Origin of the sequence: Joostella sp. CR20, assembly GCF_038433465.1 — a bacterium.
GTDB lineage: Bacteria > Bacteroidota > Bacteroidia > Flavobacteriales > Flavobacteriaceae > Galbibacter.
The window spans coordinates 1-12,974 of sequence record NZ_JAESVF010000016.1; the positions used below are offsets into that span (position 1 = coordinate 1).

6 protein-coding genes are annotated in these 12,974 nt (G+C 34.7%); 2 read left to right on the forward strand and 4 right to left on the reverse strand.

What is annotated here, in order from left to right:
- The 4 genes from JMA43_RS13245 to gyrA form a co-directional block, all read right to left on the reverse strand.
- Window positions 1–2,901: hypothetical protein (locus tag JMA43_RS13245; RefSeq protein ID WP_342157160.1), on the reverse strand; the 2,901-nt coding region annotated here is incomplete at its 3' end.
- A 551-nt stretch (window positions 2,902–3,452) separates the two neighbouring features.
- Window positions 3,453–4,382, reverse strand: a complete 930-nt coding sequence (locus JMA43_RS13250; protein WP_342157161.1) for a hypothetical protein — start codon at window positions 4,380–4,382, stop codon at window positions 3,453–3,455.
- A gap of 142 nt (window positions 4,383–4,524) precedes the next feature.
- On the reverse strand, window positions 4,525–5,796 hold the full coding sequence (locus JMA43_RS13255) for a tetratricopeptide repeat protein (RefSeq protein ID WP_342157162.1): 1,272 nt from the start codon (window positions 5,794–5,796) through the stop codon (window positions 4,525–4,527).
- 24 nt (window positions 5,797–5,820) lie between these two features.
- Window positions 5,821–8,373 carry a DNA gyrase subunit A gene (gene gyrA, locus JMA43_RS13260; RefSeq protein WP_342157163.1) on the reverse strand — a complete coding sequence of 851 codons (2,553 nt, stop codon included), beginning with the start codon at window positions 8,371–8,373 and terminating at the stop codon, window positions 5,821–5,823.
- A 268-nt stretch (window positions 8,374–8,641) separates the two neighbouring features.
- Here gyrA and JMA43_RS13265 point away from each other — a divergent pair, with 268 nt between their 5' ends.
- A complete protein-coding gene (locus tag JMA43_RS13265) occupies window positions 8,642–11,194 on the forward strand; it encodes an ATP-dependent Clp protease ATP-binding subunit (RefSeq protein ID WP_342157165.1) in 2,553 nt (850 codons plus the stop codon).
- A 194-nt stretch (window positions 11,195–11,388) separates the two neighbouring features.
- The gene (gene rimK / locus JMA43_RS13270) at window positions 11,389–12,765 is read left to right on the forward strand and encodes a 30S ribosomal protein S6--L-glutamate ligase (protein WP_342157166.1); all 1,377 of its coding nucleotides are present in this window, start codon (window positions 11,389–11,391) and stop codon (window positions 12,763–12,765) included.
- Window positions 12,766–12,974: the final 209 nt, after the last annotated feature.

The window sequence follows — 12,974 nt, forward strand, 5'->3', positions numbered from 1 at the left end:
ATTGTCCTTATAGGTTTCTACTTGAATAGGTGCTGATATTCTATGTAAACCTGCTGTCCCATTGTCTCTAACTGCTTTTAATCTATCTATCGCAGCATATTCTACAGGAGTTAAGTTGCCTCCTGCTAGAAAAGAAGGGCTCGTGATGTCGTCGGGGTAAAATGTCTTGGTGGTGAGTGTTTTTCCGTTACTTAATTGATTAAATACACTATTAATTTGATAATGCTTATTATAATTGAAATTGTTTTGCATTTCTTTCATTAATGATTTACCATCTTTAGAATAGAATGTCTCATCTACTTTGGTGTTCTTTAAAGTTCCTCCAGTGAAATAATAAATCTTATATTTCATATCGCCACTTAAAACACTTTCTGAATTTGGATAATAAAGCTGTATAAAAGGAATTCTATATAGTGTCCTAGTATAATCATACGGTAAGCCTTCATCAATTATATTACTGGTATAAACCAAACTCTCATCAATATCCATTCTCTTGGAGTTTGGTGTAAATATCAACGGGATACTGCCCTCATTCCCACTACTAAAATCTCCATAGGAATAGAAATAATCTGTCTGTTTTACCAAATTATAATTATCGTTAAGCTCCTTTTTATACATTTTCTTAGTTAGCAAAAGCCCCCTAAGCCATTGGTTATCCGTTGGGGGATGATATGGAAAACTTGTGTGCCCCCCTGTATCAGGCTGCATTGTGAAATCAAAAACAGTTTTACCTATATTCATTTCCTTCCCTCCCTTATATTCTGTTACTCTCCCATAACCAATTGAATTTCCTTGGTAAGTACTTAATGGACTGCTAGGAACTGCACCTAAAGGCTCTAATGTTATATAATTTGATGCTGATGGTTCTTTATATGAATAAAAAGATGCAACACTTAAAATTTCCCCATATTCATATCCATACTCCTTAAAGTTTAGAAGAGCATTATTTTCATCCATAAACTCTATCCGTCTAATTCGCTTTCCTCCTGCGTATAGGACATTCCCACTAAGTTGCTCTTCAGTCCAATTTACATTAACTGTAAAATGATCATTATTATTGTTAATTGGGTCATGAATACTTAATATTGGATCGACAATTAAAGTATATCTCCCAGGAGGAATATTAACTATCTTTCCACTACCTATTAACAAATCATATGTCTTCCCCTCCCCTTGAAGATAAACCCGAAATCGACAGTCAGTTGTAACATTCATTTCTTGGCACTTCCTTATATCCTGAAACCATACATTATAATCTAGATGTCCAACCAACCCTTCACCAATCTCAAAAGTTTTTTTATATGTATTACCATCATAGATCATTTGATCATTATACATTAAACTTCCAAGAAAAACTGTTTTGGGATTATCCCCATCATCTCTAGGATTTATACGTGGCAACAGAACATTTCTATATTCATATCCTAACCTCCCCTTATTATCATCATAGATAAATTTGGTAGTTCCACCGGTAGGATATGTAATCTTGTTTAAAATCCCTATTCCAGATTTTTGAGTATCAACAGATCTATCTATTTCGTGATATCCATAATCAAAAAATGTAAGAAAAGGTCCATTATTAGCTCCATTGTAATATCCCCAATAATCTTGTGAATTTGAAAACCTATTTGGAAGTTCACCCTCTTTATACGAAAAAATATAAGGAGGTAAAAACTTCTCGCCTTCCCCCTTTTCTATAATTGAATCCAAAAACAGTCGTTTTGAAGCTTCGTGCTCCATATCTTTAAGTATTGACAATACATTCCTATTTTCGTTAGCTATATTATAGCTGTAGTTAAAATGAAAGGATTTTATGAAGTTATATTCACCATCATATATTGAAACATTATCTAATGCATAACTTCCTTTTAAATCCTCTCTTTCAAAGTTCAAAACCCTGTTAAATTCAATTCTACCACCTTCGTAAACGATTTTTTTTAATTGATATTGATGGCTCTCTATTTTTGATGTATAGTTAAATACATCATTTCCTTCTTTTATATCATATGATCTTCTAAAAAAAGTTGAAATTTCTTCCTCGTATACAAAACTTGCTAAATCTCCAAATGGACTTTCAATATCCATCAAGTGCCAAGTATTATAAGTTTTGTAAAAAGGATTAGAAGTTAACCTGTAATCACCAGATATGTAAGAAAAAACATAATTTCCTATACTTTTTTCCCAGTCTTGAGATCTCCTATTTCCATCTTTTGAAACTCCAAAATAATATTTATATCCTTCCATATCGGTTAAAACAAAACCAGTAACCCTCCCTTCAGCATCCGTACTATAAAGCAATTTAAGGTCATCAAATTTTTGAATTATGGGTTTATAAGGTGGATTGTAGTCTAATATAAATTTTGCTGATAATTCGTTAACTTGAAGGTTGAACATATCAGGAACACGGTCGGTACCTTCCAATATATCTACATTTTGACCAATAAAATCATGTCGTGCTTCAAGATTAGAAAACCACTCCCCAGAAGCGAGTTTAGGAATTAAACTATTATTTTTCATCAAATATCCATATGGTCGTTCATCATCAGATATATGTCTCACTTGCCTGCTAATAAGCCCCCCCGCATTTAGTGTCCATCCAGTCCCTACCCTAGAAGATATTTCATTAACTTTAATCCCTCGCGAGTGATAATCTATTCTAATAGGAAATATCTTATTACCCACCTTAAATTCCCAAAGAGGAACATTTATATTAGGCAAACCTGTATAAAAAGACACAGGGATTTCGGTAAATTTACCTAATGAAGATGCTTCGGGAGAGGGTGGTATTACTCTATTTAAATTTATATTACCGTTTTGTCCCCTTATACATTCAATATTCAAAATCAGAGCTCCTAAAAACATTATAAATAAAATAATCCTTTTCTTTATAAAGTATTTCATTATCATATATTAATTTAATGTTAATTTATTTAATTCGTTCACCTTATTGTAGTTTTACGTTTTTTCTTTCCTTGACATCCAAACCCCCATTTTATCAAAGGGGTATGACTTTCATTTAAATCAAAAAATATATATCAAGTTCCTTTTTACAGGGTTTAAAAGAACTAACACACCATTTTTACGATTATAATAGACCACGTTCAAAGTAATTATCCTTTGTTTAAACAAGACTTTAACTGGAAAGTGACACCATTGAACACCTATCTTTAACATATATAGAATAGTATTGAAGAACTCTATCAATGGAACAATTGCGGAAAATCCTTGCTTTGGTTTTAGAATAAGCGGTACTATCTTCATTTCTATTTACATCTTTGTCCAATATTGTGCACACAACGGGTTGTTCTTATATTTTATGTTTTACTACATAAATATCAACAACACGCTTTAATTTTTTATAATAAATTTAAATTACTTAAATTTAATATTTTAATAGTTTTCGAATAGTGCCTATTTTGGCTGCACAAAGTATTTATTACTCTTTCTTGTTTTTAATTTTCTAATCTTTTAATTCTCTTTTCTTGTTCAATCACATATAATGTTAGCTCCTCTATTTTTTCAAGAAGCTTTAAATTCATTTCTTTTAGGTTAATCCCTTCTTCTTCCATCTCTTTAGCTGAAGGAATATTGGGTAAGTGCCCTTTATTATTAATGTAAGCTTTTACTTCATCCAAAGTTTTTAACTTATAATCATCTTTAAAAACATAATCTGGCGCTACAGCTCCTGCCAAGTCTACCTTTACTTCTTGCGTATGGATGTTACCTTTTACAGTGAGTTTAGAATCAGGTTTTATTGTTCCTATCCCTATATTTCCTGCTTGGGTAATTGTAAGTTCTGGAGTATGGACAAACACTCCAGAACCATCAACAATTTGATGTTTTTGACTTATAAAAAAATCAGAATTAGGTGCTCCTCCTCTATACAAAAGCCCCGTATACCATACATATTCACCTCCTTGACCAAAAGAAATCGCTCCTGTATCACGTCCTGAACTACCCCTATTTATTCGAAAAAAAGAACTCTCTCTTTCTTTTAAGCTACTAATTCGAATCTCTTTATACACATCCAACCTAGCTTTAGGCTCTAGCACCCCAAGACCTAAGAAATCATCTTCATCAGTTACAAGAACAGTTCGCCAATTTGACCAAGCATTATTTTTAGGATACCATTGCCTCAACTTTAGTTCCCCGTTAGGGTAGCTAGTAGTAAGTAACTCAAAGTTTCTATATGCCCCAGCATTCATTGTTATTTTAGAACCATACGGATATGCCCAACCTAATGTATTATTATCTCCTGGTCCTGCTTGTTGAAAAAGTCCTTTTTGAAGTTCTTCTGGAGATAAACTTTCTTTATATTGTGAATACACTACATTATAAGCAATAGAAAACAGTGATAAATAAATTCCTAAAAAATATTTCATGTTATTTTTATTTAATTCTTACTAAAAATATAAAAAAAACCACAATAAGAAAATATTTTATATTGTATAGTAAATAATAAAATTCCATAAACTAAAAAAGCACCGTTTTCACGGTGCTTTTTTTATACTTAAATAAGTTGGACTATTGCTCTAAAGTAGCCAATTTATCTTTCATTTCTTTATACTTTGCAGACTCTCCAATAGTTCCGTAAATGTTCATAAGTGTTCTTACTGCATCTACGTTGTTTGGATTAATTACAAGAATTTTTTCAAGGTAAGGAACCGCAGATCTGTATAAATCTTCACGTTGTCCTTTTAATTCATCGTATCTCTTGTTGTCTGTAGCAGAGTTTCCTAAACCGTTCATTTCTTCAACCATTGCTTTTTCATCAGAAAGAATTAAAGAAGCCATGTTTAAATAAACGTTTTCATTTTCTGGATCTAACTGCAATGCTTTTTCGTAATACTCTTTAGCCTTGTCTTTATTTCCTTGTTCAGCTAAAATAACTCCCAAGTTGTAATAAAGTGTTGGGTTGTTTGGATCTTTCTGAATAGCTTCTTCCATTAAAGATTGGAATTTAGCCTTATCTCCCATTTTGATGTACATATTTGCCTCAGTAAGCAATAAGTTAATATCTTCTGGGTTTGCTTCACGTGCATCTTTAATAGCTGCAGCTGCTTTTTCAGTTTCTCCCTTTTCGTTGTAAATTAAAGCAATGTTTTTAACGATTTCTGGCATTCTAGACTCAGTAACCTCTTCTGTAGGGTTTGAATATTGACCAGTTTTAACCATTAAATCACGGTTTTGCTCACTTCCTAAGTTTTCAACTTCACCAGTTTCTTTATTAACTGCCAGATACGAAGTGCTTTCTCCAGTATATCCGTTGTCTTTTAACTGCTCGTAATAAGCTAAAGCTTTGTCGTAATCAGAACCGTTTACAGCACTTGATGCCGCGTAGTAAAGGTAATCTTCATTACCGCTCATTTGGTAAGCCAAATGTAACTTGCTTGCTGCATTAGCAAAGTCTTGGTTGTTGTTATCTTGAATAGCTGCATTTACAACATCTCCAGATAATTTTTCAAGAATTTGATTTGCTTCGTCTGTATATTTAGTTTTGTAACCTTTTTCAAATTCAACCAATTCGTTTAAAGAATTGTATGCATTTTGATAATCGCTTTCAGAACCTGTCTTTTTAGCTAAGTCAGCATACGTCTTTCCTGTTAAGAAATAATACTGCGCTTTGTATTTATCGTCTGCAGTTGTAATTGAAGAAGACAAAGTTTCTAAAGTTGCTTTTGCTTCTGCAGCACTTCCATTATCTAAGGCTTTTTCAGCATCTTTTAGCTCGTTTTTTTGAGCCATTGCAAATGAAGATACTAATATTGCAGATGCTAATAAAACTTGTTTTTTCATTGTTATATAATTTGTGTTATGGATTTATTCGTTGTTGTTTGACTCGTCGTCGGTGTTATTCTGTTCAATATCCATGCCATCTTCAACAACATCGATATTTTCTATGTCATCAATTTCATCTTCTTCCTTCATCACTTTTGCAACTGCTGCAATAGAATCATTCTTAAGATTAATCAATTTAACACCTTGCGTAGCACGCCCCATGACTCTTAAATCTTCAATTGCCATTCTGATTGCAACTCCCGATTTGGTAATGATCATTAAATCATCTTCATCTGAAACATTTTTAATAGCTACCAACGAACCAGTTTTCTCGGTAATCGACATGGTTTTAACCCCTTTACCACCACGATTTGTGATACGGTAAACAGCCTCTCCATCTTCTGGATCGTCAAGATAGGTACGTTTTCCGTAACCATTTTCAGAAACTACCAAGATATTTTCTTCAAGGTTATGAACAGAAACCATTCCTACTACCTCGTCATTATCGTCGGCAAGTGTAATACCACGTACTCCAGAGGCATTTCTTCCCATCGGACGGGTTTTACTTTCTTCAAAACGAATAGCTTTTCCTGAACGAACTGCCAATAATATTTGACTGTTTCCAGTAGTTAATTTAGCTTCTAATAGCTCATCGCCTTCTCTAACAGTAATAGCGTTAATACCATTTTGACGCGGACGAGAATATTGTTCTAACGAAGTTTTCTTAACAACACCTTTTTTGGTTGCCATTATGACATAATGACTGTTAATGTATTCTTCGTCTTTTAAATCCTTCGTACAAATAAAGGCTTTTACCTTATCGTCTTGTTCGATATTTATTAAATTCTGAATAGCTCTTCCTTTAGAAGTTTTACTTCCTTCTGGAATTTCATAAACACGCATCCAGAAACATTTTCCTTTTTGAGTAAAGAACAACATATATTGGTGGTTGGTTCCAACAAATAAATGTTCTAAAAAGTCTTCGTTTCTTGTTGAAGAACCTTTTTGTCCAACCCCTCCTCTATTTTGTGTTTTGTATTCTGTAAGCGGTGTTCTCTTAATGTATCCTGCATGAGAAATGGTAATAACCACTTGCTCATCTGGAATCATATCTTCGATACTTACATCACCACCAGCATATTCAATTTGCGAGCGTCTTTCGTCTCCGTATTTTTCTTTTACTTCAAGAAGTTCTTCTTTGATAATTTCCATTCTACGCTCTTTACGCGCTAAAATGTCTTTACACTCTTCGATAAACTTCATGATTTCGTCGTATTCCGAACGAAGTTTGTCTTGCTCTAAACCTGTAAGCTGTCTCAAACGCATTTCTACGATTGCCTTGGCTTGAATTTCTGTCAGTTTAAAACGTTCCATCAACTTAGCTCGTGCTTCATCAGCATTACTAGAACCACGGATAATAGCAATTACCTCATCAATATTATCAGAAGCAATAATCAACCCTTCTAAAATATGCGCACGCTCTTCGGCTTTTCTTAGCTCATATTCTGTTCTTCGAACTACTACTTCATGACGATGCTCCACAAAATAGTGAATCATTTCTTTTAAGTTAAGTAGTTCTGGTCTTCCGTTTACCAATGCAATATTATTTACACTGAAAGAAGATTGAAGTGCTGTATATTTAAATAGTGTATTTAATACGATGTTCGGAATAGCATCGCGTTTTAAGATATAAACGATACGCATCCCGTTTCTATCAGACTCGTCGCGAATGTTTGAAATTCCTTCAATTTTTTTATCGTTTACCAAGTCGGCAGTTTTCTTAATCATATCTGCCTTATTCACTTGGTAAGGAATCTCGGTTACCACGATACACTCACGTCCGTTTACTTCTTCGTTATGCGCTTTTGCACGCATTACAATACGTCCGCGTCCTGTTTTAAACGCTTCTCTAACGCCATCGTAACCGTAAATAATTCCTCCTGTTGGAAAATCTGGAGCTTTTACATATTCAATAAGCTCGTCTATTTCGATATCGTTATTGTCAATATAAGCAACCGTTCCATCGATAACTTCCGAAAGGTTATGCGGAGGCATATTGGTAGCCATACCAACTGCAATACCAGAAGCACCATTAATTAATAAGTTAGGAACACGTGTTGGAAGCACTTTAGGCTCCTTTAAAGTATCGTCAAAATTTAACTGATGATCTACGGTGTCTTTATCGATATCGGCAAGCATATCTTCCGATATTTTTCGCATCCTAGCCTCGGTATAACGCATTGCTGCTGGACTATCTCCATCAATCGACCCGAAGTTTCCTTGCCCATCAACCATCATATATCGTAAACTCCAGCTTTGTGCCATACGCACCATGGTATCGTAAACAGATGAATCCCCGTGTGGGTGATACTTTCCTAATACCTCTCCTACAATTCTTGCAGATTTTTTATAAGAACTGTTAGATCTAACTCCCAATTCATGCATTCCGAACAAAACACGACGGTGAACTGGTTTTAATCCGTCCCTAACATCTGGTAACGCACGTGACACAATGACCGACATTGAGTAGTCAATGTACGCAGACTTCATCTCATCTTCAATGTTAATGGGGATCAGCTTTTCTCCTTCTGCCATATTTATATAAATTATTTATGTTTTAATTATAAATCGTGCCAATATACGCAATTTAATGACGCTTTTATCCTATACAACAAGGTTTTTTCATGTTTTTATCAACAAAAACAAGCCCTCAAAAGGTTAATAAATTCACTGTTAATTTTTTTGATTTTGACAGTTTTTTTTGTCTATTAGCTAAAAGTAGACTTAAATCTAATAAATTAAGGTACAGTTTTTGCCTACTTATAGTTGATTTATTATTTTTAATTGAAGAAAGGAAGAAAGTATGGATGATAATTTTTCACCGAGAGTAAAAGATGTTATTGCTTACAGTAAAGAAGAAGCCTTACGCTTAGGGCACGACTTTATCGGTACAGAACATCTTATGCTCGGACTTTTACGTGATGGAAACGGAAAAGCAATAGATATATTAACAGCATTAAGTATAGATTTAGAGCATTTAAGGCGAAAAGTAGAAATATTAAGCCCGTCTAATCCGGTAAGCGGTATCGCTTCTAACGACAAGCGCAACTTACACCTTACCAGACAAGCAGAACGCGCATTAAAAACTACCTTTCTAGAAGCTAAATTATTTCAAAGTTCTTCTATAAATACCGCGCACTTATTATTGTGTATTTTAAGAAACGAGAACGACCCTACAACAAAGCTACTTAACAAGCTTAAAATTGATTACGACAATGTAAAAGAACAATTTAAGCTTATGATTACAAGTGACGACGATTATATAGATGCGCCTTCTGCCGAATCTTTTTCAGATGAAACAGGTGCTGGCGACGAAGGTAGAGATCCGTTTGGAGGCGGTGCTACAAACACACCAAAATCTAACAAGAAATCGAAAACTCCAGTGCTAGATAACTTCGGAAGAGACTTAACTCAACTTGCCGAAGAAAATAAACTAGACCCTGTTGTTGGTAGAGAAAAAGAAATTGAACGTGTTTCTCAAATTTTAAGTAGAAGAAAGAAAAACAATCCGCTACTTATTGGAGAACCTGGTGTTGGTAAAAGTGCCATTGCTGAAGGTTTAGCGCTTCGAATTATTAAAAAGAAAGTATCCAGAATACTTTACAATAAACGTGTTGTTACCCTCGATTTGGCTTCGCTTGTTGCCGGAACTAAATACCGTGGGCAATTTGAAGAGCGTATGAAAGCCGTTATGAACGAGCTTGAAAAGAACGACGATATTATTTTATTTATAGATGAAATTCACACCATTGTTGGTGCTGGTGGAGCAACTGGAAGTTTAGATGCTTCCAACATGTTTAAACCTGCATTAGCGCGTGGAGAAATTCAATGTATTGGAGCTACTACTTTAGATGAATACAGACAGTACATCGAAAAAGATGGTGCTTTAGAAAGAAGATTTCAAAAGGTAATTGTCGAGCCAACTAGTGTTGATGAAACCATCGAAATTCTTCATAATATAAAAGACAAATACGAAGAACACCATAATGTAACTTATACCGACGAAGCAATTGAAGCTTGTGTAAAATTAACCAATCGCTATTTAACCGATAGGTTTTTACCAGACAAAGCTATTGATGCATTAGACGAAGCTGGTTCGCGTGTTCACATTACCAATATGGAAGTTCCTAAACAAATTCTAGAACTTGAAAAACAGCTAGAAGATGTAAAAGAACTTAAAAATTCGGTTGTTAAAAAACAAAAATACGAAGAAGCAGCCAAGCTAAGAGACGACGAAAAACGTCTTGAAAAAGAACTAGCCGTTGCTCAAGAGCGTTGGGAAGAGGAAAGCAAATTGCACAGAGAAACTGTTACCGACGAGAGCGTTGCAGACGTTATCTCGATGATGAGTGGCGTTCCTGTAACTCGAATTGCACAAGCCGAAAGTTCTAAACTAGCGCAGTTACCAGAACTTATTAAAGGAAAAGTAATTGGGCAAGACGAAGCTGTTGCCAAAGTTGTAAAAGCAATCCAAAGAAACCGTGCCGGACTTAAAGATCCAGACAAGCCAATTGGTTCGTTTATCTTTTTAGGGCAAACAGGGGTTGGTAAAACACAATTAGCCAAAGTTCTTGCAGGAAAGTTATTCGATTCTGAAGACGCGCTTATCCGTATCGATATGAGCGAATACATGGAAAAATTTGCAGTTTCCAGACTTGTGGGAGCACCTCCAGGATACGTAGGCTATGAAGAAGGTGGTCAGCTTACCGAAAAAGTAAGAAGAAAACCTTATGCTGTTGTTCTTTTAGACGAGGTCGAAAAAGCGCATCCAGACGTTTTCAATATGCTTTTACAAGTATTAGACGACGGATATTTAACAGATAGTTTGGGAAGAAAAATTGATTTTAGAAACACTATTATCATCATGACTTCCAATATCGGAGCGCGTCAATTAAAAGATTTTGGTCAAGGAGTTGGTTTTGGTACAACTGCCAAAAAGGCACAAGCCGATGCACACTCAAGAAGTGTTATTGAAAATGCGCTTAAAAAAGCATTTGCTCCAGAGTTTTTAAACAGAATAGACGATGTTGTTGTCTTTAATCCGTTAGAAAAGGAAGATATCCACAAAATTATCGATATCGAATTGGAGAAACTTTACAAACGTATTGAAGGTTTAGGCTACAACCTAAAACTTACCGAAAAAGCAAAAGATTATATTGCTGATAAAGGTTTCGATAAACAATATGGTGCTAGACCACTAAAAAGAGCAATTCAAAAATATATTGAAGATGCTTTAGCTGAAGAAATTATCACTTCAAAATTAACAGAAGGCGATAGTATTTTCATGGATTTAGATGCTGAAAAAGATGAGCTAACAATAGCCATTACAAAAGCAGAACAATCTACCGAATCATAAACATAATTATTTAATAAAATATTAAAACGTGCGACTTCACAATCGCACGTTTTTTTGTTTAATTTTACTGCCTTAAAAATTCTTCTTAAATTAGAAGAGCAAACGTTACCCTCTAAATAATTTCAAAATACAAACATATTTTTTTGGCAATATTTAGAAACTCAAACCCTCTTTGTAGCACTAAAAACAGTTAAATGAGCAACAAAACCATCATTGGTAGCCAAGAATGGGTATCATTACCAGAATTAGATATATCAACCATCAAAGTACGTGTCGACAGTGGCGCGAAAACCTCAGCTTTACACGCTGTAAACATTCAACCTTTCCAAAGAAATAAAGACACTTGGGTTACTTTCGATGTGTATCCAATACAAAACAATGGTCGAAAGGTTATTCATTGCGAGGCTTTGGTTGTAGACAAACGTGTTATTAAAAGTTCTACAGGAAATCGAGAGAACCGATATATAATTAAAACTACGCTTCATTTAAATGATACCTCTTGGGACATCGAAGTATCGCTTACCAACAGAGATAGTATGGGATACCGTATGCTTCTTGGACGTGAAGCCATGATGGGTCGACTTATCGTAGACCCTGAAAGTAGTTTTATGCTTGGCGATTTAAGCGATGAAGATGTAAACAAACGCTATAAAGCCAACGTACAAGTTCAGGGTGGGTTAAAAATTGGTCTGCTTGCTAGTAATCCAAATTTATACAGTAACCGAAGAATTATTGAAGCTGGAGAACGACTTGGGCATGAGGTTGAATTTTTCAACATCAGGCAATGTTATATGAAACTCGATGCTGAAACACCCGAAATTCATTACAGAGGTGGTAAAATTTTAAACGATTTAGATGCTATCATCCCGCGTATTCGCCCAAGTATGACTTACTACGGATGTTCTTTAGCGAGACACTTTGAATCTATTAATGTATCTTGTTTAAACAGAGCTGAAGCCATTCGTCAATCTAGAGACAAACTTTTTTCACTTCAACTTTTACTGAAAAACGGCATCAGCATTCCAACAACAGGTTTTGCAAATTCTCCGCTTGATACAAACGACCTTATTAAAATGGTTGGAGGTTCTCCTTTAATTATCAAATTACTCGAAGGTACGCAAGGAAAAGGTGTTGTATTGGCTGAAACTAAGAAAGCTGCAGAAAGTGTTATTAATGCTTTTAAAAGTTTAAATGCTAATATTTTAGTTCAAGAATTCATAAAAGAAGCCAACGGAAAAGACTTACGTTGTTTTGTAATCGACGGAAAAGTAGTTGCGGCAATGCAAAGAGAAGCACCTCCTGGAGAATTTAGAGCCAATATGCACCTTGGCGGAACTGCTTCTTTGGTTAAATTGACTGCCGCAGAAAAGAAAATAGCCATCAAAGCTACAAAAGCGATGGGATTGGATGTTGCTGGGGTTGATATTATTAGATCTTCAAAAGGACCGCTTTTATTAGAAGTTAACTCTTCGCCTGGTCTTGAAGGCATAGAAACTGCAACCGATATCGATATTGCAGGGTTAATGATAAAATCGATTGAAAAGAAACTTAACTGGAAGGCACCGAAGTAACACATACTTCAGCCCTAAAGTTTTCAAAATAAAAACAAGGTTTTCTAAAGCGTTATTTTTTTGTTAGACTGAACTTCTCTATTTCTTCATACTTCTAAAAATCAAAGTATTGAGATTCAGAAATAAATTTAGCCTGACATTTTAAATGACTTTTTAGAGAACCTTTTTCATTCAGCATAAAGTCATTTTCACTACTTCGTGTAAACAAA

What these genes read in the sequence shown, in the direction of transcription:
- JMA43_RS13250 (WP_342157161.1), bottom strand. Translation starts at nt 4,382, where the DNA reads ATGAAATATTTTTTAGGAATTTATTTATCACTGTTTTCTATTGCTTAT.
- JMA43_RS13255 (WP_342157162.1), bottom strand. Translation starts at nt 5,796, where the DNA reads ATGAAAAAACAAGTTTTATTAGCATCTGCAATATTAGTATCTTCATTT.
- gyrA (WP_342157163.1), bottom strand. Translation starts at nt 8,373, where the DNA reads ATGGCAGAAGGAGAAAAGCTGATCCCCATTAACATTGAAGATGAGATG.
- JMA43_RS13265 (WP_342157165.1), top strand. Translation starts at nt 8,642, where the DNA reads ATGGATGATAATTTTTCACCGAGAGTAAAAGATGTTATTGCTTACAGT.
- rimK (WP_342157166.1), top strand. Translation starts at nt 11,389, where the DNA reads ATGAGCAACAAAACCATCATTGGTAGCCAAGAATGGGTATCATTACCA.